The organism is Chromatiales bacterium 21-64-14 (assembly GCA_002255365.1).
In the GTDB taxonomy this organism is placed as follows: domain Bacteria; phylum Pseudomonadota; class Gammaproteobacteria; order 21-64-14; family 21-64-14; genus 21-64-14.
This window is the reverse complement of the sequence record NCBI01000014.1, coordinates 44,423-70,005: the sequence shown is the minus strand read 5'-3', so window position 1 is coordinate 70,005 and position 25,583 is coordinate 44,423. Positions and strand designations below refer to the sequence as shown.

31 protein-coding genes are annotated in these 25,583 nt (G+C 65.0%); 11 read left to right on the top strand and 20 right to left on the bottom strand.

Annotated features, from left to right (window positions below; genetic code table 11):
- The first annotated feature begins 47 nt into the window (after positions 1-47).
- The 4 genes from B7Z66_08480 (at position 48) to B7Z66_08465 (ending at position 3,836) form a co-directional block, all read left to right on the top strand.
- Positions 48-773 carry a bifunctional 3-demethylubiquinol 3-O-methyltransferase/2-polyprenyl-6-hydroxyphenol methylase gene (locus B7Z66_08480; protein OYV76538.1) on the top strand — a complete coding sequence of 242 codons (726 nt, stop codon included), beginning with the start codon at positions 48-50 and terminating at the stop codon, positions 771-773.
- Entirely contained in the window at positions 763-1,494 is a 732-nt protein-coding gene (locus B7Z66_08475) for a phosphoglycolate phosphatase (GenBank protein ID OYV76537.1), read from the top strand. Before B7Z66_08480 ends, B7Z66_08475 begins: the two co-directional genes overlap by 11 nt.
- 27 nt (positions 1,495-1,521) lie before the next feature.
- Entirely contained in the window at positions 1,522-2,814 is a 1,293-nt protein-coding gene (locus B7Z66_08470; protein OYV76536.1) for a recombinase RmuC, read from the top strand.
- Between the two features lie 152 nt (positions 2,815-2,966).
- The gene (locus B7Z66_08465; protein OYV76535.1) at positions 2,967-3,836 is read left to right on the top strand and encodes a hypothetical protein; all 870 of its coding nucleotides are present in this window, start codon (positions 2,967-2,969) and stop codon (positions 3,834-3,836) included.
- Between the two features lie 357 nt (positions 3,837-4,193).
- On the opposite strand, the gene B7Z66_08460 is transcribed toward B7Z66_08465, so the two are convergent.
- The 3 genes from B7Z66_08460 to B7Z66_08450 form a co-directional block, all read right to left on the bottom strand.
- A complete protein-coding gene (locus B7Z66_08460) occupies positions 4,194-4,940 on the bottom strand; it encodes a YciK family oxidoreductase (protein ID OYV76534.1) in 747 nt (248 codons plus the stop codon).
- Between the two features lie 52 nt (positions 4,941-4,992).
- Positions 4,993-5,496: a hypothetical protein gene (locus B7Z66_08455; GenBank protein OYV76533.1), complete on the bottom strand. Its 504-nt coding sequence runs from the start codon at positions 5,494-5,496 to the stop codon at positions 4,993-4,995.
- Positions 5,497-5,719: 223 nt separating this feature from the next.
- Positions 5,720-5,995: a hypothetical protein gene (locus tag B7Z66_08450; protein ID OYV76532.1), complete on the bottom strand. Its 276-nt coding sequence runs from the start codon at positions 5,993-5,995 to the stop codon at positions 5,720-5,722.
- Between the two features lie 633 nt (positions 5,996-6,628).
- On the opposite strand from B7Z66_08450, the gene B7Z66_08445 reads away from it, so the two are divergent.
- Together B7Z66_08445 and B7Z66_08440 are read left to right on the top strand one after the other, a co-directional pair.
- Complete coding sequence (locus B7Z66_08445; GenBank protein OYV76531.1) at positions 6,629-7,573, top strand: hypothetical protein; 945 nt, start codon at positions 6,629-6,631, stop codon at positions 7,571-7,573.
- A gap of 158 nt (positions 7,574-7,731) precedes the next feature.
- Positions 7,732-8,271, top strand: coding sequence for a hypothetical protein (locus B7Z66_08440; protein ID OYV76530.1), 540 nt, complete (start codon positions 7,732-7,734; stop codon positions 8,269-8,271).
- 339 nt (positions 8,272-8,610) lie between these two features.
- Here the strand turns inward: B7Z66_08440 and B7Z66_08435 are convergent, their stop codons facing one another.
- The 7 genes from B7Z66_08435 to B7Z66_08405 form a co-directional block, all read right to left on the bottom strand.
- Complete coding sequence (locus B7Z66_08435) at positions 8,611-9,276, bottom strand: endonuclease (protein ID OYV76567.1); 666 nt, start codon at positions 9,274-9,276, stop codon at positions 8,611-8,613.
- A 94-nt stretch (positions 9,277-9,370) separates the two neighbouring features.
- Positions 9,371-10,279, bottom strand: coding sequence for a 23S rRNA pseudouridylate synthase B (locus tag B7Z66_08430; protein OYV76529.1), 909 nt, complete (start codon positions 10,277-10,279; stop codon positions 9,371-9,373).
- Positions 10,279-11,001, bottom strand: coding sequence for an SMC-Scp complex subunit ScpB (locus tag B7Z66_08425; protein ID OYV76528.1), 723 nt, complete (start codon positions 10,999-11,001; stop codon positions 10,279-10,281). The genes B7Z66_08430 and B7Z66_08425 overlap by 1 nt, the downstream gene beginning before the upstream one ends.
- The gene (locus B7Z66_08420; GenBank protein OYV76527.1) at positions 10,982-11,875 is read right to left on the bottom strand and encodes a segregation/condensation protein A; all 894 of its coding nucleotides are present in this window, start codon (positions 11,873-11,875) and stop codon (positions 10,982-10,984) included. Before B7Z66_08420 ends, B7Z66_08425 begins: the two co-directional genes overlap by 20 nt.
- The gene (locus B7Z66_08415; protein ID OYV76526.1) at positions 11,872-13,089 is read right to left on the bottom strand and encodes a tryptophan--tRNA ligase; all 1,218 of its coding nucleotides are present in this window, start codon (positions 13,087-13,089) and stop codon (positions 11,872-11,874) included. The genes B7Z66_08420 and B7Z66_08415 overlap by 4 nt, the downstream gene beginning before the upstream one ends.
- An 11-nt stretch (positions 13,090-13,100) precedes the next feature.
- Positions 13,101-13,757 carry a site-2 protease family protein gene (locus B7Z66_08410; protein OYV76525.1) on the bottom strand — a complete coding sequence of 219 codons (657 nt, stop codon included), beginning with the start codon at positions 13,755-13,757 and terminating at the stop codon, positions 13,101-13,103.
- Positions 13,758-14,050: 293 nt separating this feature from the next.
- Entirely contained in the window at positions 14,051-14,683 is a 633-nt protein-coding gene (locus B7Z66_08405) for a threonylcarbamoyl-AMP synthase (GenBank protein ID OYV76524.1), read from the bottom strand.
- Positions 14,684-14,801: 118 nt separating this feature from the next.
- Here B7Z66_08405 and B7Z66_08400 point away from each other — a divergent pair, with 118 nt between their 5' ends.
- From B7Z66_08400 to B7Z66_08385, 4 genes are read left to right on the top strand one after another with little or no spacing between them, the layout of a single operon-like run.
- Positions 14,802-15,575 (top strand): hypothetical protein, encoded by a 774-nt coding sequence (locus tag B7Z66_08400; protein ID OYV76523.1) that lies wholly within the window; start codon positions 14,802-14,804, stop codon positions 15,573-15,575.
- Positions 15,576-15,601: 26 nt separating this feature from the next.
- Positions 15,602-16,153, top strand: coding sequence for a septation protein A (locus B7Z66_08395; protein OYV76522.1), 552 nt, complete (start codon positions 15,602-15,604; stop codon positions 16,151-16,153).
- A complete protein-coding gene (locus B7Z66_08390; GenBank protein ID OYV76521.1) occupies positions 16,153-16,452 on the top strand; it encodes a hypothetical protein in 300 nt (99 codons plus the stop codon). The genes B7Z66_08395 and B7Z66_08390 overlap by 1 nt, the downstream gene beginning before the upstream one ends.
- Positions 16,452-16,736 (top strand): BolA family transcriptional regulator, encoded by a 285-nt coding sequence (locus B7Z66_08385; protein OYV76520.1) that lies wholly within the window; start codon positions 16,452-16,454, stop codon positions 16,734-16,736. Before B7Z66_08390 ends, B7Z66_08385 begins: the two co-directional genes overlap by 1 nt.
- A 76-nt stretch (positions 16,737-16,812) precedes the next feature.
- On the opposite strand, the gene B7Z66_08380 is transcribed toward B7Z66_08385, so the two are convergent.
- The 10 genes from B7Z66_08380 to B7Z66_08335 form a co-directional block, all read right to left on the bottom strand.
- Positions 16,813-17,379, bottom strand: a complete 567-nt coding sequence (locus B7Z66_08380) for a hypothetical protein (protein ID OYV76519.1) — start codon at positions 17,377-17,379, stop codon at positions 16,813-16,815.
- Between the two features lie 18 nt (positions 17,380-17,397).
- On the bottom strand, positions 17,398-18,531 hold the full coding sequence (locus B7Z66_08375) for a pyridine nucleotide-disulfide oxidoreductase (protein ID OYV76518.1): 1,134 nt from the start codon (positions 18,529-18,531) through the stop codon (positions 17,398-17,400).
- A 106-nt stretch (positions 18,532-18,637) separates the two neighbouring features.
- Positions 18,638-18,874 carry a hypothetical protein gene (locus B7Z66_08370; protein OYV76517.1) on the bottom strand — a complete coding sequence of 79 codons (237 nt, stop codon included), beginning with the start codon at positions 18,872-18,874 and terminating at the stop codon, positions 18,638-18,640.
- 57 nt (positions 18,875-18,931) lie between these two features.
- On the bottom strand, positions 18,932-19,321 hold the full coding sequence (locus B7Z66_08365) for a hypothetical protein (GenBank protein OYV76516.1): 390 nt from the start codon (positions 19,319-19,321) through the stop codon (positions 18,932-18,934).
- A 192-nt stretch (positions 19,322-19,513) separates the two neighbouring features.
- Complete coding sequence (locus tag B7Z66_08360) at positions 19,514-20,230, bottom strand: hypothetical protein (protein OYV76515.1); 717 nt, start codon at positions 20,228-20,230, stop codon at positions 19,514-19,516.
- 72 nt (positions 20,231-20,302) lie between these two features.
- Positions 20,303-20,539 (bottom strand): hypothetical protein, encoded by a 237-nt coding sequence (locus B7Z66_08355; GenBank protein OYV76514.1) that lies wholly within the window; start codon positions 20,537-20,539, stop codon positions 20,303-20,305.
- A 73-nt stretch (positions 20,540-20,612) separates the two neighbouring features.
- Positions 20,613-21,212 (bottom strand): carbonic anhydrase, encoded by a 600-nt coding sequence (locus B7Z66_08350; protein ID OYV76566.1) that lies wholly within the window; start codon positions 21,210-21,212, stop codon positions 20,613-20,615.
- 496 nt (positions 21,213-21,708) lie between these two features.
- A complete protein-coding gene (locus B7Z66_08345; protein ID OYV76513.1) occupies positions 21,709-23,331 on the bottom strand; it encodes a Fis family transcriptional regulator in 1,623 nt (540 codons plus the stop codon).
- Positions 23,332-23,781: 450 nt separating this feature from the next.
- Positions 23,782-24,420 (bottom strand): hypothetical protein, encoded by a 639-nt coding sequence (locus B7Z66_08340; protein OYV76512.1) that lies wholly within the window; start codon positions 24,418-24,420, stop codon positions 23,782-23,784.
- A 36-nt stretch (positions 24,421-24,456) separates the two neighbouring features.
- The gene (locus B7Z66_08335; protein ID OYV76511.1) at positions 24,457-25,389 is read right to left on the bottom strand and encodes a carbohydrate kinase family protein; all 933 of its coding nucleotides are present in this window, start codon (positions 25,387-25,389) and stop codon (positions 24,457-24,459) included.
- Here B7Z66_08335 and B7Z66_08330 point away from each other — a divergent pair.
- Positions 25,388-25,570: a hypothetical protein gene (locus B7Z66_08330; protein ID OYV76510.1), complete on the top strand. Its 183-nt coding sequence runs from the start codon at positions 25,388-25,390 to the stop codon at positions 25,568-25,570. The genes B7Z66_08335 and B7Z66_08330 overlap by 2 nt on opposite strands.
- Positions 25,571-25,583 lie beyond the last annotated feature (13 nt).

Below are 25,583 nucleotides of genomic sequence, written 5' to 3'. Positions count from 1 at the left end.
CGCGATCGGCGCGCCGGCCCCGCACATCCGATCCGCAGGCCATGTCCATGAGCGTCCCTGAACCGAACATCGATCCCCAGGAACTCGCCCACTTCGATGCCCTGGCGTCGCGCTGGTGGGACCCCGACGGAACATTCCGCACCCTGCACCATATCAACCCCTTGCGCCTGGACTTCATCCGGCGACGCGCGCCGCTGGCAAACCAACGGGTGCTGGATGTGGGCTGCGGCGGCGGGCTGCTCACCGAGGCGATGGCCGGCCAGGGCGCGCAGGTCACCGGCATCGACATGAGCGAGGCGCTGTTGTCGGTGGCGCGCCTGCACCTGCTGGAATCAGGTCAGCAGGTGAGCTACCGGCAAACCACCGTGGAGCAGTTCGCCCAGGAGGCGCCGGGGATGTTCGACATCGTGACCTGTTTGGAGATGCTGGAGCACGTCCCGGACCCCGCCTCGGTGGTCCACGCCTGCGCGACCCTGCTGCGCCCCGGCGGCCACATCTTCCTATCCACGCTGAACCGCAACCCCAAGTCGTATCTGTTCGCGGTGCTGGGCGCCGAATATCTGCTGGGCTTGATACCCAAGGGCACCCACGACTACCAGAAGTTCATCCGCCCCTCGGAACTGGAGACCTGGATGCGCCGCGCCGGCCTGAGCCTGGCGGAATTGACCGGCCTGCACTACAACCCGATTGCCGGCAGCTACCGTCTGGGCGCCGGTATCGACGTTAACTATCTCGTCCACGGCCGGCTTCCGGGGGGCGCGCATGAAGGCTGAGCGCCGCGCGCTGGGTTCGGCCGATCCCACCCGCTGGCCGGTACGCACCGTTCTCTTCGACCTCGATGGCACGCTGCTGGATACCGCGCCCGACATGGCCTATGCCCTGAACCGGCTGCTGGAGGAACGCCACCGCCCCTGCTTGCCCTTCGAGCGCATCCGTCCGCTGGTCTCCAACGGCAGCGCTGGCCTGATCCGCTACGCGTTCCAACGCGCGCCCCAGGACCCGGATTTCGAAGACCTGCGTCAGCGTTTTCTGGCGCTGTACCGGGACAACCTGGTGCGCGATACCCGGGTATTCCCGGGTATGGACGAAGTGCTGTCGACATTGGAATCGGCGCGGATCCAATGGGGCGTGGTCACCAACAAGCCTGCATGGCTCACCGACCCGCTGCTGCAACAACTCGGACTATGGGAACGCGCCGCCTGCGTGGTAAGCGGCGACACCACCCAGAACCGCAAGCCCCATCCCGAACCCCTATATCACGCCTGCAAGGTCGCCGGCCACCCACCGCAACGCTGTCTCTACGTCGGTGATGCCAAGCGTGACATCGAGGCCGGTCAACGCGCCGGAATGAAAACCCTGGTCGCGCTGTTCGGCTATCTCGGAGACGAGGACGGTCCGGAATCGTGGGGCGCCGACGGCATGGTGGAACACCCCGCCGACCTGCTGGATTGGATCGCCCACGAGGGCTGTGCCGATGATGCAGAACCTGTTTGATTGCACGCCGCGGCGCCGGAAATCGCCATGACCGGAGCCGGTGGTGTCACTCTGTTGTGGCTGGTTGCCCTGCTGGCGGGCGGCGCCGGCCTGCTGGCCGGCCTGCTTCTGCAGGCGCGGCGCACCGCGGGCCTGCGCGAGGAGAACGCACGGCTCGCTACGCGCGTGGAGGTGGAACATCGCGCCGGGGAGGAGAAGCTCGCCGCCCTGCAGCAGGCGCGGGAACAGCTGGCGGAGACTTTCGCCGCACTGTCCGGTCAGGCCTTGCGCACCAACAACGAGGAGTTCCTGCGCCTGGCGCGCGAAAACCTCAAGCAGTTCCAGATTCAGGCCGCATCCGAACTGGAAAAAAAAGAAAAGAATATCGAAGGCCTGGTCAAGCCCATCCGCGAGACCCTGGAGAAGACCGAACGCCAGATCCAGCTCATGGAACAGGAGCGCCAGAAGGCCTACGGATCGCTCTCCCGCTACCTGGAAACCATGGCCCAGACCCAGCAGCAGCTTCAATCGGAGACCCGCAATTTAGTCAAGGCACTGCGCCGCCCGGAGGTTCGGGGTCAGTGGGGAGAAATGACCCTCAAGCGGCTCGCGGAACTGGCCGGCATGGTGGAGTACTGCGACTTCTATCCCCAGGAGCACCGCGCCACGGAAGACGGTGCGCTGCGCCCCGACATGGTGGTGCGTCTGCCCAACGGCCGGGAGATCGTGGTGGATGTGAAGACCCCTTTGGACGCCTACCTGAGCGCGGTGGAGGCCGAGGATGACGCACAGCGCAAGCTGTTCCTGGAACACCACGCCCGCAAGGTGCGCGAACGCATCCGGGAACTCGCGGCCAAGTCCTACTGGAGCCAATTCCCAAAGAGCCCGGACTTCGTGGTCCTGTTCATGCCCGGGGAACAGTTTCTGAGTGCCGCGTTGGACCAGGACCCGGGGCTGATCGAAGAGGCGTTGCGCCAGCGGGTGGTGGTGGCCACCCCCACCAGTTTGGTGGCCCTGCTGCGGGCAGTTGCCTATGGCTGGCGCCAGGAAACCCTGGCGGAAAACGCCGAACAGATCCGCGCGCTGGGTGAGCAACTCTATGAACGCCTGGGGCGATTCTCGGAACACTTGGCGAAGCTCGGACGCCACCTCGGCAGCAGCGTCGAGCAGTACAACCGGACGGTGGGCTCCTTCGAGCGCCAGTTGACGCCGAGTGCCCGGCGCTTCACCGAAATGGGCATTCAGGAACGCCCGGGCCTGGACACACCGGAACCCCTGGAAAAAACCGTCCGCTCCTTGGCCACGGGTGGTGACGAGCCCCCCAGTCCTGGTGATTCATGAAGGCGGTAGACCGCTTCTGTGGTAAACCGGGGAGCACACGATAAATCCATGCGGCCCGCCCGCGCCGCACTTCGATCCACACCGAATCATGTCTCCTCACGGCCGGCATTTGACACGCCGGCGGCTCATTTGGACTAGCGACGCGGACCTTGATGCCGGACCTCACCCCCACCATCGATCCGTACGTCCAGGGCCGGGGCGCGCCCTTGGGTTCCCGCGAGTACTACAGCCTGCGGTTCCTGGCACCCGAGGTGCGCGACGACCTCACCGCGGTCCACGCCTTTGGACGGGAGGTGGCGGGGCTGGTGGAAGAATGCACCGAACCCACGGTGGCGCGCGCCAAACTCGCGTGGTGGGAACACGAGGTCCATGGACTCCGATCCGGATGCGGCCAACATCCGGTGAGCCGCGCCCTGGGCCGGGTCCTGCAGCGCCACCCCCTGGCACCGGAGCGTTTTCAGGAAATGTTCAACGCGGCACGCGACGAACTGGATACGCCACGCTACCGGGACTTCCCGCAACTGCACCGGCATTGTGCCCGCCTCGGCGGCACCCTGAGCCTGATGGCTGCGGAAGTGCTCGGCTACGAAGACGCGCGCACCCCAGTCTACGCCCGGGATCTGGGGATCGCCCTGCAACTCACCGATCGGTTGCGCGACCTGGGGCGGGATCTGCGCCGCGGCCGCTTGGGCCTCCCGCTGGACGAGCTGGCCGGTGCCGGATTGGAGGAGTCCGAACTGCTGGCCAACCCCTGCAGCGCGGCCCTCCGGACGTTGCTGGAAACCCAGACCGAGCGCGCCGCGCAGCATCTGCAACACGCCGTTGGAAAACTCCCCGCAGTGGATCGCTGGCGCCAGTTGCCCGGGGTGATCCAGGGACGCCTGTCACTGATGCTGTTGGAGGAAATGCGGCGCGACGGCTACCGGATGCTGGAACGCCGGGTGGAGCTGACACCCCTGCGCATGCTGTGGGCCGCCGGGCGGATCGCGCGCCGTGAACGCCGGCGTCAGCGCCGCCGCTAACCTTAAATGGCGCGCGCTTAAACGCCAGCCGCCGAAACCAGCCCGATCCGGGTTGGGTTATGCCACGCAACCCACGCAACCCACGCAACCCACGCAACGGAAGAATCGCGACTTTCTGCGTGGGCCCCATAGCCCGCGTGCCGTTCCCCGTAGCCTGGATGGAGCGCAGCGCAATCCGGGGACCGTCCTTCCCGCGCGGCGCAATCCCCGGATTCCGGCCTGCGCCCTGCACCCGGGCTACCCGGGCGGCTAGCGTTGAAGCCCGCCCGAACCGTATTGAACTCAGACACGGAAACCGCGTAGCGTTGGGTTCCGCGGCCATTTTTTACGCTATGGACCTACGCAGTGCCATCCGGGCTAGGCGTCGAACGCACGCCCAGTGACCCCGCGGCTGTCCGGCCCTATGAGGTACAGCAACGCTGGCACCACCGACTCTGGCGCGGCCCGGATCCCCGGATCCTCCCCGGGGTAAGCTTGGTTCCGCAAGCGCGTATTCACTACCCCGGGATCCACGCTGTTGACCCGCAGGTGGCGTTCGTTCTCGAGCTCGTCCGCGAGGCTCTGCATGAGACCTTCCAGGCCAAACTTGGAAGCGCCGTAGGCGCCCCAATAGGCCCGGCCCTGGCGGCCCACCCGGTCTGACACGAACACCACGGAACCATCGGGGGCGGCGCGCAGCAGCGGCATACATGCGTGGGTCAGGAGAAATGGCGCATGCAAGTTGACCTGCATCACGCGAAACCAAGTCTCCGCATCGTAGTGCTCCAGTGGGCTCAACACGCCCAGGATCGCGGCATTGTGCAGCATCCCGTCGAGACGCCCCAGTTGCTTGCGTAGCGCCGCCGCCAATTCCCGGTAGTGGTTCGGCTGCGCACCGGCAAGATCCATGGGATAGATCGCAGGCTGGGGATGGCCGGCCTGCTCGATCTCGTCGTAGAGGGTCTCGAGACGGGCCACCGCCTTATCCAGCAGCACCACCGTGGCGCCGTGGGCCGCGTAGGCCCGGGCCGCGGCGCGTCCGATCCCCTCCGCCGCACCGGTCACCAGGATGACGCGCTGCGCCAACAGGTCCGGCGGCGAACGATAGTGTTTCAAGGACTCCATCGTGTTTCCATCGGCAGGCCGCGGGCCCTGGCCGGCAGTCATGCCCGGAAGATCACGGGTGGTCCCCGGCAAGCCGGTCCATGAGGGCGAACAGGACACCCGAGACCACGAACGTGAGGTGGATGCCGACCTTCCAGGCCAGCTGCCGATCGTCGGCCTCCGCACTGTTCATGAACACCTTCAACAGCTCGATACCGGAGATGGCCACCAATGAGCCGAACAGCTTGAGTTTGAGGCCGGAGAACGAAACCTTGCCCATCCAGTCGGGCCGGTCCACGTGACCGGCGGTATCGATCTTCGACACGAAGTTCTCATAGCCGCTGAAGATCACAATCATAAGAAGGTTCGCCACCAGCGACATGTCCACCAGCGTAAGGATGGACAGAATCACGTCCTTCTCACTGCTGCTCACCACGCTGGGCACGAAATGCAGCAGCTCCTGGACAAACTTCACCAGCAGCATCAACACCGCCAGCGCCAGCCCCAGATAGAAGGGCGCCAACAGCCACCGGCTCCTGAACAACAGGGACTCGATTCCGGCCTCTAGCCTCCGCATCCGCGGCCTCCGTACCCGCTCGATCGGGTTTCGACCCCGGCAGCGGGGCCCGCGGCCGCATGATACCCCAAACCGGCACCGGTGGGGGCCGTCCCGGCCGCCACCTCACTTCATCAATTCCACCGCGACACCCCGCGCGCGCCGGGCATCGGCGCGCGCGGATATAACGCTGGAAATTCGGCTCGGTCCGGTACGCGCCGGCGGCCACGTGGTCGCCGGCGGACTACAGATGAAACGCCTTCAGGTACGCCTCCGCGCGGAAGACTTCACGACCGCGCACATCGAAGGACACCAGGGTTGGGGCATACGCGATCCCCAGCTCCCGGGCCCAGGACGCAGCCCCGCGGGTGCGTCCGTCCGGGGCCTGCACCGGCGTCTTCGACCACATACCCAACAGCACCACGTCGAAGCGCGCCAGCAGGACCCGTGTGGCCGGGCGCGGGAACACGTCCTCGTGCATATCGTCGCAGGCGCGGCACTGGCCCGGTTCGAACAACACGAGGAGCAGCCGCCGCGCGCCGCCCCCGTGAGGTGGTAGGGTGGCTGCAGAAAGGAGGGGTCCTTGCGGGAACCGGCACATCCCCCGGCTCGCCGCGGTCCGGCGCGGCGCCCGCCAGCCAGCCAGCCAGCCAAAGGGACAGGAACAACCCCAACCCAGCGTGGGGTGACACGCGCGGACGCCCGTGCGGCGTTCTCCCTACCGTTCCGGCCAAGGCACGAGGCCGGCGCTGTGGGCGACCACCGTTGGGGCACGCTACCGGCTGCTCATCGGCGGCGTTGCGCGTTTGACAGGGAAATGGGCTCGCAGCATGAGCGCGCTTCACGACACGTTGGCCCGTGGACCGGTGAATCGGTCTCCCGGTGTGAGACGCTACACCAACGTCGCCCCTGCCACGGTGCCGAATCTGGCGTTCAATCCCCGTACCTTATAACCAGAACCGATCTCAAAATCGCAGATCGGGCGTTCGGGAGCATGGGCGACCGAGATGCATTTTGAGATCGGTTCTAATCATCCCCCCGCCCGGGATACCTCAATCCGTACTCGCGTCGCTCCCGTCCAGGCGGCCTGTCCTTGCCGCGCATAGTTTTCGCATCCTCCTTTCCGCCAGACCGTGAAAAGGAGTTTTCAGCCATGGCTGCCCGCTTACAAACCGTGTCGGACCAAGCACCGTCCGTGATGGAAGCGCCAGAAACTTCCAAGACCGCCCGTCACCACCGGGGCCCAAGGGACACCCAGCAGCGTCTGGTCGAGACGCTGCGTACGACCCGTGCCTTGCAGACCACACTGGAGGTGGAAAAGCTGGTGGAGATCTTCTGTGAGGAGATCCGCGAGCGGGTGCCCCACGACGCCGCGATCTACCGCAATGCGACCCAGAACGTCCTGTTCAAGTTGGGCGAGGAAGCCCGCCACAGCTGTACCTACCGATTGGCCATGGGGGCACATTCCCTGGGGGAGTTGGGTTTTATGCGCAGCACCCGCTTCTCCGCCGCGGAGACGGCACGGCTGGAGGAGTTGCTGGCCCTCCTGCTCCATCCGCTGCGCAACGCGCTTTCGTACCGCTACGCACTGTGGTCCGCCTCCAAGGACCCACTTACCGGCGTCAACAACCGGGGCGCGCTGGACGCCGCCCTGAAGCGCGAGATCGGTCTCGCGCACCGGCATGGAACGCCTCTTTCCCTGCTGTTGATGGACATAGATCACTTCAAGTCCGTCAACGACCGGTATGGACATACCCTGGGCGACTGTGCCCTGCGCCACATCGCGGAATGCGCGGCCAGCTGCATCCGGGGCAGCGACATGCTGTTCCGTTACGGCGGCGAAGAATTCGTGATACTGGTCAGCAACACCGAGTGGTTCGGCGCCCTGATGCTGGCGGAACGGATCCGCACGGCAGTAGAGGCCATGGAGTGCACCTGCAACGACGTGCGCCTGAATATGACCGTGAGCCTGGGAGTCAGCACCCTGGAGCCAGGGGACGAGCCCACCACCCTGTTCGGGCGCGCCGACGAGGCCCTCTACGATGCCAAGGTGGAAGGCCGAAATCGGGTGCAGTTCACAGACCGGGCGGCCCGTTGAGCGGCATACAGTGACCCGCTTCACAGCTTTCCCGGGGACGCACCTATAGGCTGTAATCCGACGAATCCCGGTTACGGCCTCTCTGGTCCGGGGGCACATCATCGAGGCGGCCGACGGGGCCGCTCTGGAGCAAGGAATCGGGGCGATGGTTCGGGGCGATGGTCTGGAGCGACGGTCCGGAACCACGGCAGCCGAAGAAGGTCGGAAACCAGCAGAGCTGGTTACGGGAATACGGAAGGATCACAGTGGGAGATACGCCGATGATACAGCGGCAGCCTATCGAACAGCTGGTACAAGCCGATTTCCGGCTGATCGCGATCGAGACCACCACCCCGGACCGGGTGATGGAAATGTTTCGCAGCTTCAGTCAACGCACCGGCAAGGCCGTGTACCATTGGACCGCGGAGGATGGAATGTTCCGCCTCGGCGGCTTTGAACACATCATAATCCCCCACACCCAACGCGCGCTGGACGTGCTGGATTACATCGCCTCCAACAGTCTGTACGGCGTCTACCTGCTGCGGGGCATTATGGCGCCGCTGCAAGACAAACGCTGCATCGCGGCCCTGCGACGGATCGCGGAAGCCCAGGACGGCACCCCGAGATTGATCGTCCTGCTGGATGAAAAGGTCAGCCTGCCGGCGGAACTCCGGGATCTCAGCGCCCGTGTCAAACACGGACTGCGCAAGGTCTCCTGAGCCGCAACCCGGCGGGAATCCGCCTCCGGCACTCAATACCAGTGGTACTCTCCGTAACGGCCTTCCCCAGTCACTTTAGGGGAAGGCTCTTTTACGTGTTGTGGCAGTAGAAATCGCCGCACACGCACCCATCGACCAAACCGCGCTTGACCCGCTGCACCCGCAATGGCTGGCGGTAAGCGCACGGACCCAGCCCGGATTTTTCCCCGGTCGCCGGCCGCAGCCCCAATGCACGCGCCGGGTCTGGGCGTACCCCGTCTGCCGGTCCCGGCGTAGCCGCGGCAACGCCATTGGCGCTTTGTGTCCACGCGCGACGAACACCAGCGCGCGGAGTCCGCGCTAACCGCGCCGCGCCGCGATTCCGCGGGCCACGGTCTCCGCAGCCGCGCAGTGGCGCGCCAGCACACACTCGCCACAGCGGGGCCGGGGACGGCAGACGTCCTTGCCGTGGCGGACCAGCAGGGCGTGGTACTCGTTGAACAACCCGGTCTCCGGTCCCAATACGCGCTCCATCCCGCCGCGCAGAACCTCATAGGGTTCCGCACCCTGGACCACCCCGAGACGCCCGAAGATGCGCCGCGTATAGGCATCGATCACGAACACCGGACGATCGAAGGCGTACAGCAGGATGTCGTCGGCGGTCTCCGGGCCGATCCCATGGATGGCAAGTAGCGCTAGGCGCAACCGGCCGGTACTCCACCGGGACAGCCTGCGCAAACCCCCGGCGTCCCGGTACCAGGCGCAGAAACTGCGCAGGCGCCGGGCCTTGACGTTGAAATAGCCCGAAGGGCGGATCCAATCGGCGAGTTGCGTCGACGGCACCGTGGTGATCACGCGTGGGTCGAGGGCGTTGTGGGCCTTGAGGGCAGCGATTGCGCGCTCCACGTTGCGCCATGCGGTGTTCTGGGTGAGCACCGCCCCCACCATGACCTCAAAGGGTGTATCACCGGGCCACCAGTGTTGGGGCCCGTAGGCACGCTGCAGTATCCGGTAGATCGAACGCAGGCGCGCGCCCGGCAATTTGATGGCCGCGTGCGCTACCGCATTCACCGGCAATGATCCCGGCCGGCACGCCGGTGTCACGGCACGGACGCCGGGTCTATTTCCCGCCGCCACCGGGCGCCGCGCCTGGGTTGCGACGCCGGCCCGTGTGCTGCCGGCCGCCGCCCCCTTCCATCCCCGCCGCCTGCTGCAGGGCGCGCACCTCCTGCGGTGTACACTCCCGCCACTGCCCCGGTGGCAGTCCGCGGGTCAACTCCAGCGGCCCGAAACGCACACGGATCAGACGGCTGACCGCGAATCCCTGAGATTCCCACAGCCGGCGCACCAGGCGGTTGCGGCCCTCCCGCAACACTACGTAGTACCAATGATTGGCACCACGACCGCCCCCTTCCCCTGCGGTGATGCGCTCGAAACGCGCCAGACCGTCTTCCAGCTCGACGCCCTGAGTCAGGCGTTCCCGTACCAGTCCATCGGCCTCGCCGAGCACGCGCACCGCGTACTCCCGCTCCAATTCGGCCGAGGGGTGCATCAGCCGGTGGGCCAATCCACCGTCCGTAGTAAACAACAGCAGGCCGAGGGTATTCATATCAAGCCGCCCGACGGCGATCCAGCGTGCCGCAGTGAGGGGAGGCAAGGACCGGAACACCGTGGGCCGCCCGCCAGGGTCGTGGCGTGTGGTCACTTCCCCCTCGGGCTTGTGGTACAGGATCACCCGGGTCCGGGACACCTGCGGATCGGTCGTCTCCACCGGCCGGCCGTCCACGGCGATAGTGTCGGCAGCGCCCGCCCGATCGCCGAGGGCGGCGCGGCGCCCATTCACTGTGACGCGCCCATCCTGGATCCACTGCTCTACGACGCGGCGCGATCCGAGGCCGGCGCGGGCGAGGATCTTCTGGAGCTTCTCGGTAGCGGTAGCGGTAGCGGTAACGGTAGCGGTGGGTGCGGCAGGTTCCGCGCCCGCGCGACGCCGCGCTGGCCCACGGCGGCCTCCCGGCCCGGCGCCCATCAGTCCCGTTCGTCGGCGAACGCGGGATCCGACGCGGCGACGGAGTCCTCCGTAACGTCGCTGGAAAGACCCTCCGCAGCGGCGTCGCCGCTAGCTTCCCCGTCGCCCGCCTCCGCGTCCGCAACGTCGCCGCCCTCACCCGCCTGCGCCGCCGCGTCCTCGCCCTCATCCAGGGGAAACGCGACGTTCAACTGGGACAGGTCGCGCAACTCAGCCAGGGTGGGCAACTCATCCAGACTTTTGAGGTTGAAATCATCCAGAAAGCGCCGCGTAGTACCGTACATGGCGGGCCGGCCGGGGACTTCCCGATGGCCCACGATCCGAACCCATTCCCGCTCTTCGAAGGTCTTGATGATGGACGAGCTCACGCTTACGCCGCGGATGTCCTCGATCTCACCCCGAGTAACGGGCTGACGGTAGGCGATCAGCGCCAGGGTCTCCAGGAACGCGCGGGAATAACGTGGCGGGCGCTCCTCGCGCAGCCGCGACGCCCATTCCGCGAGTTCGCGTCGGACCTGGTAGCGGAATCCGCTGGCCACCTCCACCAGCTCCACGCCGCGCCCGGCGCATTCCGCGCCCAGCGCCTCAAGCGCCGCGCACACCTCGTCCCGTCCCGGACGCTCGTGCTCGGCGAACAGCTTGAGCAGCCGGTCTACGCTGACCGGCTCTTCGGCCGCCAAGACCACGGCCTCCACGATCCCCTTAAGCGACTGAGCTTCCACTGACCACGGTCTCATTATCGATGTCGTTGAGTTTGCCGCCCACCGCCTTCACATGGATCGGGCTGAACGGTTCCGCTTGCACCAATTCCAGCAGGGATTCGCGGATCAGTTCCAGCACCGCCAGCAGGGTCACCACCACGCCCATGCGGCCTTCCTCGGCCTGGAACAGGCGAGTGAACTCCACGAACTCGCGGTTCTGGAGGCTCGCCAGCACCTGGGACATGCGCTCGCGCACTGACAAGGGCTCGCGCTGCACGTGATGATGGGTGAACATCTCGGCCCGCGAGAGTACCTCCCGAAACGCTAACAGAAGTTCCTGGAGGGTCACCTTGGGCACCGGCCGCGCCACCGCCACCGGCGGCATTTCGGCCCGGACCGGGTGGATCTCGCGGCCTACGCGCGGCAGGATCTCCAAATCCGCCGCTGCCTGCTTGAATCGCTCATACTCCTGGAGTCGGCGCACCAATTCGGCGCGCGGGTCATCCTCGTCGTCCGTCTCCACGGGCCGCGGCAACAGCAGGCGGGATTTGATCTCCGCCAGGATCGCCGCCATCACCAAGTACTCCGCCGCCAACTCCAGGCGCAGTTCCTTCATCAGTTCCACATAGTGCACGTACTGGTGGGTGATCTCGGCGATGGGGATATCCAGGATATCCACGTTCTGGCGCCGGATCAGATACAGCAGCAGGTCCAGGGGGCCTTCGAAGGCCTCCAGGAACACCTCCAGGGCGTAGGGGGGGATATAGAGATCCAGGGGAAGCGAGGTCACCGGCTCACCCCGGACCATGGCCAGCGCCAGTTCCCCTTGGACCGGGGCGGCGCCCTGGGTCCCCGGGGGGCCGTGCGGCTCCCGGACCGAAGTGGCTTCGTTCATCGGTACACCAGACCCATCACCTCGCGCACCTCGTCCAAGGTCTGCCGCGCCACGTCCCGGGCCGACTCGGTCCCCTCGGCGATGATACCACGGACCCGGCTGGGGTCATCGAGAAACGGCTGCGCCCGCTGGTGGAAACCGTGGATTTCCGCCACTACCGCATCTACCACCGGCTGTTTGCATTCCAGGCAGCCGATCCCCGCCGAGCGGCAGCCGTCCTGCACCCAGCGTTGGGTCTCCTCCCCGGAATAGACCTGATGGAAACGCCAGACCGGGCATTTGTCCGGGTCGCCGGGGTCATTCCGGCGCACCCGGGCCGGGTCGGTGGGCATGGTGCGCAGCTTTTTGGCCACCTCATCCGGATCGTCGCGCAGGGCAATGGTGTTGTGATAGGACTTGGACATCTTCTGACCGTCCAGCCCCGGCATCCGCGACGCCGGCGTGAGCAGCGCCTGGGGCTCGGGCAACAGGATCCGCGCGCGGCCCTCCAGATAACCGAACAGCCGCTCCCGATCCCCCAGGGTCAGGTTCTGCTGGGTCTCCAGCAAGGCCCGCGCCTCTTCCAAGGCCTGCTGATCGCCCTGTTCCTGATAACGCCGGCGCAGGTCCCGGTAGAGCCGCGCGTTCTTCTTCCCCGCCGTGCGAATCGCGGCCTCCGATTTCTCCTCGAAATCCGGCTCGCGCCCGTAGAGGTGATTGAAGCGCCGCGCCAGCTCCCGGGACATCTCCACATGAGGCACCTGGTCCTCCCCCACCGGCACGAAGCTCGCCTTGTAGATCAGGATGTCGGCAGTCTGCAGCACCGGATAGCCGAGGAAACCGTAGGTGGCGAGGTCTTTCTCCTTCAGCTTTTCCTGCTGGTCCTTATAGGTCGGTATACGTTCCAGCCAGCCTAACGGGGTGATCATGGACAGCAACAAATGGAGTTCTGCGTGCTCCGGGATCCGCGACTGGATAAACAAGCGCGTGGCACTCGGATCCACACCCGCCGCCAGCCAGTCGATCACCATATCCCAGACGCTGTCCCGGATGGTCTGGGGTGCGTCGTACTGGGTAGTCAACGCGTGCAGATCGGCGACGAAGAAGAAACACTCGTATTCGTGCTGGAGCCGCACCCAGTTCTTGAGCACCCCGTGATAATGGCCCAAGTGCAGACGACCCGTGGGCCGCATGCCGGACAGGACGCGTTGATTGGGTACCGGAACGGAGCTCACAGGCCCCCCGCCTACAAGCCAGTCACGAAGTAGATCGCGTGCTCGATCCAATTGATCGGCGGTACGATCAGGTAAGCCAGACCGCCAGTGATCAGCAGTACCAGCAGGATCGGAAATCCATAGGGTTCGATGCGGCTCACCTTCCAGGCCCACGGCCCCGGCAGCAAGCCCACCAGCACCCGACCCCCATCCAGGGGTGGCAGCGGCAGCAGATTCAGGACCATCAGCACCAGGTTGATGGTGATCCCGATCTCGCCCATATAAACCATCGGCGCGGTAAAGCTGCCCAGCATCGGTGCCAGCACCAGGCCGATCTTGGCGATCAGGGCCCAGAACAGGGCCATGACCAGATTGGAGGCGGGGCCGGCGGCGGCGACCAGGGCCATATCGCGCTTGGGGTTGCGGAGATTCTGCCAGGTGATCGGCACCGGCTTGGCCCACCCGAACAGGAACGGCGCGTGCAACACCAGCAGCAGGACCGGGATCACCACGGTGCCCAGCGGGTCGATATGCTTGATGGGGTTGAGCGTAAGGCGCCCGAGCATCATGGCGGTGGGATCACCGAGGCGGCGGGCCACCCAACCGTGGGCCGCCTCGTGCACCGTGATGGCGAACAGGAGCGGAAGCGCCAACACCGCGATGGTCTGAACAAGGGTGAAGCCCGGCATCCGCGGGATTATATCCGGCAATCGCCGTCGGCATAAGCCTTGACGCCACCCTGCCGCTGGGCTAGTCGGGTTTTCTCACCCGCGCTACGGAACGTACGGAACAGAACGGGCGTGCCTTCGTTCGTGGGTTCCGTGGCCAGCTTTTTTCGATACGGGCTTCAATAAGCGCCATTCGGATCAGGCCCGACCGGGGGCCTGATCCAGCGTCCGGCGACCGGGACTCCAACCCCGCGCCCACCGCCCGGACCGCTACTCCCGGGGCCTTCCCAGGCCCAACAGTCACACCGTCACGACTACACGGCGCTCTCGGACAGGCACTCGGTATCGCCCTTGCCCTGGCGCAGCACTACCGGTACACCCTGTTCCCAATGCAGCACGGTGGTCGACTCCATGCCCCCGGGTCCACCGTCGATGACCGCGTCCACCTCATGCTCCAAGCGGGTACGGATCTCCTCGGGATCGGTGAGGGGAAACGTTTCCCCCGGCAGGATCAGGGATGTGCTCATCATGGGTTCGCCCAGTGCCGCCAGCAACGCCTGGGCGATCGTGGACGCGGGGACGCGTATCCCAATGGTCTTGCGGCGTGGATTCTGGAGCCGCCGCGGTACCTCCCGGGTTGCGCGCAGGAGGAAGGTATAGGGACCCGGCGTCAGGCTCCGGATCAACCGATAGGCGGTGTCCTCCACGCGCGCGTAGGTGGCGATCTCCGAGAGGTCCCGGCACACCAGCGTGAAATCGTGGCGTGCGTCCAGGCGGCGGATCCGGATGATACGCTGTAGGGCGTCCTTGTCCCCGATATGACAGCCCAGCGCATAGCAGGAATCCGTGGGGTAGGCCACGATTCCACCGTTTGCCACGATGTCCGCCGTCCGGTGGATCAGTCGCAACTGCGGGTTCTGTGGGTGAATATGGAAAAACTGGCTCATATACAGAGGCGGCTCGCCCCAGACCCCGAATCGGCGGGGTGGCGGGGATATTTTAACTCCCGCCCGCCGGCCGCTTTCAGTAGAATAGGCGGCTGCGGGAAATGCCAGCGAGTCTACCATGGGACTGCCACCGGCCGATATTCACCTGCTCGCCGACGCACTGCGCGATGCCGTCGATGAAGTGGTGGAAATCTACGAACAGGATGCGCCGCCTGCCACCGGGCAGGTGACCCCGAAGCTGCTGGCGGAGGCCGCCGGTCAACTGATCGAGATCCTCAAGCGGATCGACTCGGACCACAACGCCGACACCCCCCCGCTGGATCCGGACCCACACCCACCGGGGCCGGCCTCCGAGGAGGACCTCAGCCAACTCGCCGACTACGGGCTCAGTCTGCTCGGAGATCTGGCGGCATGGGCGGAACGCCTCGGCGTGCAAGACCGCAAGCGCGACCTGGAACTGCTCGCGTTTCCGCTGGCCCTGTGGGTGACCCGCCACGGCGGAGAACTGCGCACCATGGAACCGGTGGTCAACGCCGTGGCGGTCCTCGCGAACCAGTCCAAGGACAACCGCGCCCTGGAGGAATTGTATGGCGCGACCGGGGAGTTGATCGACGCCGCCGCACTGACCATCCGCCAGGACCTGGAGAAAGGCAATCCCGGCAGGCCCTGGCGGGTGTTGAATCTGAACCGCGCCATCATCGCCACCCGGACCCACAACCCACGAATCATGGAACAGGCCTTCGGGACCCTGGTCCAAAATCTGCCGGAAGACGCCCCCGCATTCTTCCGCGAGGGCATGGGGCAAATGGATGCCCTCGACTACCCCGCCCCGGTGCGGGCCGTAATGGAACGCTACTACCGACGCTGGTGCCTCCAACACACCCTGCACTAAACCCCAACAGAGGATCCGCTCCCACCATGAAGCTGCTGTTCGACATGTTTCCGATCATCCTGTTCTTCGTCGCCTACAAATGGGGCGGCATGTACGTCGCTACGGCGGTGGCGATCGCCGCGACCTTCGGTCAAGTTGGCTTCTTCTGGCTGCGCCACCATCGCGTCGAAAAGATGCACATCGTGACCCTGGCCATCATCGTGGTTTTCGGCGGCGCGACCCTGCTGCTGCGCGATCCGATGTTCATCAAGTGGAAGCCCACCGTACTGGACTGGGCCTTCGCCGTGGCGTTCATCGGCAGCCGCATGGTCAGCGGCAAGACCCTGGCCGAACACATGATGGGACACGCGGTCAGCCTCCCCTCCGCCATCTGGGGGCGATTGAACGCGGCCTGGTCGGTGTTCTTCATCGGGATGGGGATCCTAAATCTGGTGGTGGCCTATCACTACTCCGATGACATCTGGGTGGATTTCAAACTGTTCGGAACCCTGGGCCTGACCCTGGTGTTCGTGTTTCTGCAGGCACTGTACCTGGGGCGCCATATGGAACCCGAACAGAAACCGGAGGAAGGCGGCTGATGCTCTACGCCATCCTGTCCGAGGACACGGAAGACAGCCTGGCACGGCGCGGCCCCGCGCGCCCCGCGCACTTGGCACGCCTGCAGGCCCTGCGCGACGCAGGTCGCCTGGTCTTGGCCGGACCCCATCCCGCCATCGATAGCGAGGACCCGGGTCCGGCGGGCTACTCCGGCAGCCTGATCGTGGCGGAGTTTCCAACCATGGAGGCGTGCCGCGCGTGGGCCGACGCGGATCCCTACGTAGCCGCCGGCGTGTATGCCCGGGTAACCGTGAAACCGTTCAAAAAGGTATTGCCCTGATGGCTGGATCGGATCGCGTGAACTTGCTACAGGAGCGGATCCGCGCCGCCCTATCACCCGCCGCGCTGGAAATCGTGGATGACAGTCACCGCCACGCCGGACACGAGGGCGCCAAATCCGGCGGTGGACACTACAATGTACGGATCGTCTCCGAGGCATTCCGCGGCAAGGCCCTGCTGGAGCGCCACCGCCTCGTCTATGCCGCCGTGGGCGACGCCATGAACCGCGAGGTCCACGCGCTGAGCATCCAAGCCCAGACCCCGGAAGAAGCCGCCGCCGGCTGAAGCGCGACGTCGCTGGAATAGGCACGACTCCGTCGTAACCAGTGCATGAGGAAACGGGTTCGGACCGGACGGACGCCTAGCGCGGTGCGTCACGCAGGTGTTGGGCGGCACTGCCGAGGAGTTGCAGGGCCGCCTGGGTCTCGGGGCGTTTCATCACCTGGAGGAACCCACCAATGCCCCCGCGCGGCGCGGGCTTGCCGTCCTGCTCTTCCAGTGCGTGAGTAAGGGCCCCCAACAAGCGGACCACGCTTTGCTGGACTTCCTCCCGCTCCAGCAACGCCAGGATCTGCAACAGGGCGCCGCTGCGGGTGAGCCGATCCACCAGCACCAGGGCCTCGCTCCACAACCCGGCGAGCCGCCCCACCATCTCTTCGCTCAGTGCGTCCTGGACCGCGCCCGCCACCCGCGCCAGATGCACGAGCCGCTCCACATCGCCGTTCGCTACCAGCACGCCCAGGGCCGGAAGCGCCTGACCGATACCGCTGCGGTTGATCCGATCCAGCAGGTCCAGGGATTCGGCCAGGGTCGCGGACACGCGACCCACCATTTCGTCGGTCAGGGCATCCCGTGCCCCCTGCACCAGCCCCTGCCACTCGCTGGGCGCTTCGTGGTGCGCCGTCCCATCACCGATTGCCTCGCTCATCGCTGTCACCCCGCGCGCCTAGAGGATCCCACGGGCCGAGGCCCAGTAGAGCTGGTTGTAGGCCATTTTAAACCAGTGCATCGCCTGGGTCGGGGGCTTGGGATCCGGCGGGTTCTGGTAGTTGAACATCGCGTAGGTCGCCCGGTCCTTGCCTGCCTCGATAAAGCAAAACACTTTTCCGTCGTAGTCCCGCACCGGCGCGCCGACGCGTATCATCGCCGCCAGATTTTCGCCCAGCGTATCGGCTTCGAAGTGCGCCGTGGAACCGGCCTTGCTGATCGGCAGGTTGGTGGTGTCCCCGAGCACGTAGACGTTCTCCCGCCCTTCCATGTTCAGGCGGTGACGGTCCGTGGGAATCCAGCCGCTCTTGCCCAGCCCGTTCTTCTCGATCACCTCCATGCCACGATGCGCCGGTATGCTGATCAGCAGGTCATAGGGCGTCTCGGACCCTTCCTCGCTGAGCAATACTTTGCGCTTGCCGTCCACCTCTTTGAGGTTGAACAGCGTCTCGTAGCTGATCCCGAGGCGTTCGAACTCGGGCGTTGCCCACTTCGCCACGTTCTCGAGCCCATGGGTACGCCCAATCGGGTAGGTATAGTGCAGTTGCGTCTTGTCCAGCAGGCCCCGGTCCTTGAAATAGTCATGGAGCATGAAGGTGATCTCCAGCGGCGCCATGGGACACTTATGCGGAACGCCCACCGCGATCACCACCTTGCCTCCCTCGAATTCACGCAGGCGCCGGAAGAGCTTCAGCGCCGAGGCCTCGGTGTAAAAGAACTCCCCGTGTTCCTCCAATCCAGGTATCCCCTCGGGATAGATCCGCGAGCCGGTAGCGATTACCAGCACATCGTAACCGTAGGCCTTACCGCTCTTGGTCTTCACGCGGTTGGCATCCAGCTCGAATTCCTCCACCGGATCTACGTGGAACTCGATGCCCGGTTCGAGCAGGCTCGCCTGGTCCCGGTACAGGTCCTGGGGCATCATGCGCCCGACCGCGACGTACAGCAGGCCGGGCTGGTACATGTGCCGGTCCGACGCCGACAACATCTGAATCGCCACCTTGCCGTCGCGCATTTCACGGTGCAGCCGGCGCGCAAGATTGTTCGCCAGTATCGTCCCGCCCATCCCGCCGCCAACTATCAGAATCCTCATGGCCTCCTCCTCGCGCGTATCGTTCGGTGCTACTGGGATGACGGCGGGTGGGGTGCCGCTGGGCGCTCCACGCCCGGCCCACCACCGCCTGCGCCCTGGCGTGTGGCTACTTCAGCTTGCGCACCCGGATGTGCCACACCCCATCCTTCTCCTCGGTTCCGACCATCTCATGGCCGACTTTGTTCACCCACTCCGGTACGTCCGCCGCTGAACCCTTGTCCGAGGACAGCAGTTCCAGCACATCACCCACCTCCATCTCCTTCAACTGTCCGATCAACTCCATCAGGGGACCCGGACAGAAACTTCCAGTGGCATCGACTACCTTAACCTTATCATCACCCATGTCCACCACCCATCTGATTCATTCCATGCTCCGGCGAGACGCAGCGCGGAAGGTCGCTCAGAACACCACGATCTGGCCTTCGGCCCCATCACTGAGGAACCGCGTCAGTCCCAACGGCCCATCCAGATACTCCTCCAAACCCGACGCCTCAACGCCCAGCACGTCCAGGGCCATGGAACACGCATACAATCGCGCGCCGCCGAGCTCCTTGGCTTGCTCGAACAGGCGCTTGAATGACGGCACGTTCTTGCCTGCCATACGCCGGCCGAAGTCACCCTCCGCGGGCGCCTGCGCCGCCGTGCCCTGCACGAAATAGGGCAATGCGTTCATGGAAAAAAACACCGTGACCTCGGTTCCGCCGGCGGCCGCGGTCGCCGCCGCCATGGCCGCCATCTGGATCCGCTCGTGGGCCCCGGATACACACAGGATACTGAGTTTGTCCGCCATTCCCTAACTCCTCGTCCAACCAGGCTCCCCTGCACACCACCGCCGCAGGTGGTCCCGGGCGCGTGTCCGACCGCACGGACGCGGGCTCCCTTGCCCGTGCTATGTCGGCAAAGATCTTCCTGAAAAACTGCCTGCTCCGCAGCGGGCCGGGGGGAACCGCGCGTGGCCGTTTCCAGCAGCCCGTCCAGTTACTCAGAAGCGCCGTCCGATCCCGAAGCCTACCAGCCACGGGTCGATCTGCACATCCACGCGACGCACCGCTCCGGGAGACGTGAGGATCGCGGTGGTTCCCAGGTCTATGTACTTGAGATCCATGTTCGCAAACCAACCGCCGCCCAGGGCGAAATCGGCCCCCAGCTGCGCCGCCACGCCCAAGGAACTGTCCAGGTGCACACTCGTGGTACCCAGGGCCGCGTTCAGACTCGGGCTGGCCTGCTCGGCGTAGAAGTCAGTATAGTTGACCCCAAGACCGAGATAGGGTTGCACCCGGGCGCCCGGCAGGAAATGATATTGCAGGGTCAGGGTGGGCGGCAGGGTTCGCGCGTCGGCGATCTTGCCGAGACCTGCGATACTGCCCTGCCCGCTGATATCATGCTGGCTGGAGCCGAGGATCAGTTCCGCCGACCAACGCGGCCGGAAGAAGTAGCTGATATCCAATTCGGGAATGGCGTCGGTACTCACCGACACACCAGAGCCCGGCAGGGTGGAGACCACGCCGCTGGAATCGTTGGGCACCAGGACCACGCCCCGCAGCCGTACCATCCACCGCTCGCCCTGCGCGTGGGCCAGTCCGATGCCCGCCGCCACGCTCAACAGCACCGCCAACATCCACAGCGCACCAATGCCGGTCCGTCGTCTCGTATTCCTCATGGTCATCTCCCCGTTTTCGATGCCGCGCCCGGTCGTCACTGCACCCCCCAGCGGGCGCTCCCGCCGGGGCCCGCGTGGACCGATGGGACTCTATGGACCCGCGCGCGATGTTCAATGATGGTGATGATGTCCCGGCCCATGGCAACCGCAACCAGGTGCAGTCCCGGTGCGCAGGGAACGCATGGCCTGCTCCCGGCCGCGCGCCATTGTCCCCTGCACCGCCGGGGCACTGACCAGCCTGCGCGCCCCGACCCGGCAATGGGGGCACGCCGGATTGGGATCCGACATACCCTGCAGCGATTCAAAGCGGTGTCCGCACCCCGGACACTCATATTCGTAGATTGGCATGACGCCCTCCGAATCTGATAGACGGTGGGATCGCTATCCACGGCGACCACGGTCGATTGGTACCCCGAAGCCGTCAGGCGGCTCCCATCACCTTGCTGGTATTGACCATCTCGCCGACCCGGGCATGGGGCGGGCGTAAATGGCCGGTCTCCACCTCCCAGATCCAGCCGCTCACCGTCACATGGTCGGGAATCAACGGATGGCTGCGTACGTATTCGATCTGCTTGGCGCAGATCTCATCCACGTCATCGAACATCTTGATCCATTTCCCGAACCCCCCCTTCTCCAGCTTCAACTCCGGCAGGGCCGGGTCGAGCTGCAGGCGATCGACGTCGATCCCTTTGTCTTTTAGTGCTTTAACCAGGGTCTCGGTGCGCGCGGACATCATCCCGCACTCTGTGTGATTGATGATCACGATCTCCTCAGTGCCAAAGAAATTGCAGGTCAGCATCGCCGAACGAATAGCGTCATCAGTGATCAGTCCGCCGGCATTGCGGAACACGTGCGCGTCGCCCCGATCACCACGGATTCCCAGGGCCTCGTCCACCGGCAGGCGTTCGTCCATGCAGGCGCAAACCCAAAGCCGGCGGTTGTTGGGAATCTTCAGTTGCCGACGCAACGCCCAACCCTTACGTTCAGAAAAATCGGACTCCAACTGTTGCTTTAGTGTCATGGCACTCTCTCCTTCCGGATGGTTCCGGTCGCCGCGGATAGCACGAAATACCATTGCGAGATCCGTGCCAGCGAGAGAAGTCTCACCGTATCAGTTGCTTGTAGATTTAGCGCGGCAGGCGCGGGGAACGTGGGTTTCGCATCACGCGTGACGTGCCGGCGATACAGCGAAGCGGGATCAGTGTCTTAGCGGAATCGAAGCCACGGTTCCCGGTAGGCAGTATCACAGCGCCCTTTTGCTCACGGGAGCAGCGACACACCAAGTGCAGCGCAGCACAGGGATTGTGGAATCCGGGAAGTGTGGGTGCATAGATGCATAGGGCCGGAATGGGCAAGGTGCCTGACCGGATGTTGAAACCGTTAGATCCCGGCCGGTTGCAACGCGCTGCGCCACGACGCGGGCCCGCGCCTCGCTCCATTTCTCGGGCGCTTGCCCGTTTGCAAGACGTTGCGTCGCATCCCTGATCCGCTGGACGGGCTGCCTTTTTTACCGCCGGTTAAGCGCCCGACGCGGTACCCGCTGGCCGCATACGCACACGGTAGGTGTTGGGATTGATACCATGAATAACCAACTTCTGATGCACGGCTCGCGGCGTGATCTCCATCATCCGGGCCACGGCAGTGACATTTCCGTCGCAACGCTCCAGCGCCTCGCGGATGAGGCGGGATTCCAACTGCCGCGCCGCGTTGCGCTTCAGGTCTTTGATGCTCGCGTCGGTGTCGCGGATACCGTCTACGCTGATACGCGCAGGCGCGACCTTTATCCCTACATCCTCGATGACATCACCGGGGGCGAACAGGAACGCCCGCTCCATGGCGTTCTCCAGCTCTCGCACGTTGCCGGGCCAGTCGTAGGCCATCACGTGGCCCCAGGCCAGTTCCCCGAGCATCTTACGCTGCCCGTCGTATTTCTCCGCCAGTAGATCGAGAAAATGCCGCACCAGGGCGGGCAGGGCCTCCTTCTGCTCGCGCAGAGGCGGTATATGAATCGGCACCACGTTCAGACGATAGTAAAGATCGCGGCGGAATTTTCCGGACGCCACCAATTCCTCGATGTTCTGATTGGAAGCGGCAATGATGCGGACTTCCGCCTTGAGTGTCTGCTTGCCGCCAACCCGTTCGAACTCGTTGTCCTGCAGCACCCGGAGCAGCCGCGGCTGGGCCGCCAAAGGAAGCGAGTCGATTTCGTCCAGAAACAGCGTTCCACGTTCCGCGCGCTCGAAGAACCCGTGATGAACCTCGTAGGCACCGGTGAACGCTCCGCGCTCGTGACCGAACAGCATGCTCTCGATGAGGTTCTCCGGTATCGCACCACAGTTCACCGCCACGAACGGCTGGTTCCATCGCCCGCTCATCGCGTGCACCGCGCGCGCGATGACTTCTTTACCCACGCCGGTCTCGCCGGTAACCAGAACCGTGGCTGGCGTCGGCGCAACGATATCCACCCGCTCCAGGGCGGCGCGCATGACCTCGGAGGCGGCCACAATCAGGTGCCGGGCATTCTCCGGCGGGCGCTCCTTGCTGGCCGCGTGGCACCACGCCTTGCGCATCTTCTCCTCTACCCTCACGACGATGTCTACGGTTGTCGACTTCGCCGTGATGGTATTGCCTTCGCTGCGGTATTCGTCACCCGGTTTGTCCACGGCCTGCTCCGGGTCCGTGTAGACGCACACCTCGCAGCACCCGTCGTTGGTCGCGATACGCTTGCGTAGTTCCACCTTCGCGTAACCGAAATTGCGCGCGGCAATGCCGCCGAACACACTCGACGTCATACGGCACAGCTCCGGCGCCTCCTTCACGGCATCGCCGAACGGACAACGGGTATTCACTACCCGGACCACGCCGGGCTCGCTGGATGCACGCGAGAAGTTCCCGCCGATCTGATTCTTGATCCGCACGATCATATTGGCATACTGATCACGGCTGATGTCCCCATGGACACCCATCTGCCGGCGGCAGGTATCCTCCAGGCAACTGCTGGCGGCGATTCCCAGATGTTCGATGTGGCTGGCGTCCCCGGTTCCCTTATTCCCGAGTTGGGCGGCGATCTTCACGCTCTGCGTCACGAACGTTTGCAGAAACGTGATCGGCGTAAGCTTGCGCTGCTCGAAGTCGCTCATCGCATCCTCCTGATTCCCGACCCGCCACGATGGCCCCGGGGCACGTCTATCCCCAACCCAAAGCAGGAACCATACCAACAAAATTTTTATAAAAAATACAATTGATTACTATGGGCACGTCGCGTTGGAAGGGAAATCTGACTTCCCAGTCTTCCCACCACCATGGGCAGGGCCATGCCCGGGATCCCGCGCCATGCGTGCCCCTACAGTGTAGTTCAAAAATGAGAATGCAGATTTCCTGGAAGGAACTGTTACTTCGCGGACGCTGGGGTACGCCAGCCACGGGGGGGGGGTGGAGACCTTCCGGGGCCAAGCGGAGCACCAACCCGCATTGCCCACCCGGATCCCGCGCACTCAACAGGAGCGACCAGCCTCCCCTGTCACCGACGCGGCGGCATGTCAGCTACGCTTTGCGCCCCTGCACGACGCACGGCGGTGCGGTATCCAAATCTAATCCGTCAGGGGAATACCATCGGGAACCAAGTGCTTGGAGACCTGCGCCAAGCCGCGGTCCAAGGCGATCAGCAACGCCCGGTAAGCGGTGCGGTTGAACTCATCCTCGTAGGCGCCCTTACCCCGGAGTACCGACACGTACCGGCTACCTTGCACCGGGCCGGAACGGTACACCCCCTTCACGAGCACGCGGCCATCCCCGGCCAGGGCCCGGATCTGCACCGCGACCGCGAAGGTCGGCCGACTGACCCCCGCGGCGCTGTGGGTCCGGTAGTCGAATTCCACCACCTGCGCCACTATGGTCACCTGCGGGGCGCCCGCGCCAAACGGGGTGAACCAGCGCCCCAGCGCCGCCGGTCCGGCTTGGGCGAGCATCCGGTCCGCTGTCTGCAAGGCGCGGCGTGCCGCATCCTCACTGGGCAGTGTCACGGTTTTGGAATCCTCCGCAAGACGGAAATCCGCCCGTGCCGACACCGGCGTGACCGGCGCTAGCGTCGCCAGCGCGCGGCCGAGCTCCGCGTCGTCCGGATGCAGTACCGCCACCGGAGCGCAGGCCACGGCCCCCAGCAGCGTCAACCCGGCGGCAAACGCTATCGGCGCGCGCCGCAGTATCCCGTATCCGTTCCTCGCGTTCATCGCCCCGCCTCCGCCCGCCCGATACCGCCCCGCCGCTCACAGGGCATAGCCGAAAGCCTCCTTGAACCGGTCTCCAAAACCTGCCCGGTCGAACCGGTGGTTCTGGGTACCGTGGTGCTCGATCTTGACGGCCCCCATCAGGGATGCGATCCGCCCGGTGGTCTCCCAGTCCAGGTCGTTCATCAGACCATACAACAGGCCCGCGCGATAGGCGTCACCGCACCCGGTGGGATCCGCCACGCGGGTCACCGGCGCCGCCGGGATGTCGATCTGGCGCCCGCCGCTGTAGATGGTGGAACCCGCGCCACCGCGGGTGATGATCAGTGCCGTTACGCGTCCCGCCAGCTCCTGCGCGCCGAGCCCGGTCCGCTCCTGCATTAGTTGAAACTCGTAGTCGTTGAGGGTCACCCAGGTCGCCTGGTCCACGAACGCGCTCAGGGCCGGGCCGTCGAACATCGGCATGCCCTGTCCGGGATCAAAGATGAACGGAATCCCCGCCTGCGCGAACTGCGCGGCGTGTTCGATCATGCCCTGGCGTCCATCGGGCGACACGATCCCTACCGTTATTCCATCGCCGCTCGGTACCCGGTTCTGGTGCGCGGAGTTCATGGCGCCGGGGTGGAAGGCCGTGATCTGGTTATCGTCCAGGTCGGTGGTGATATAGGCCTGGGCGGTATAGGCCCCTTCTACCGTCGTGACATAGTGGCGATCGATATCGTTCTCGTCCAACCACGCCGCATAGGGGCCAAAATCGTTGCCCACTGTGCCCATCGGACGGCTCGATCCTCCGAGCAGACGGAGGTTGTAGGCGATATTCCCCGCACACCCGCCGAACTCACGGCGCAACTCCGGCACCAGGAACGAGACATTCAGGATATGCACCTGTTCGGGAAGGATGTGGTTTTTGAACCGGTCGTGAAACACCATGATGGTATCAAAAGCAAAAGACCCGCAAATCAGTGCCGACATGCCCGCTCCCCGATTCCACCGTGAAAACGCCAACCACGATACCGCCGGCGCACTTCATCAGCAACCCGCCCGCCAGGAAACGCAGCGGCGCGAGGCGGTGGATCGGCGCAGCAACCCCGGAATCGGCCGGTGCCGCTGCCGTTGCGGCCATCCGCGCCATCCGTGGATGGCGGGTGGGTGAACAATATCGGAGC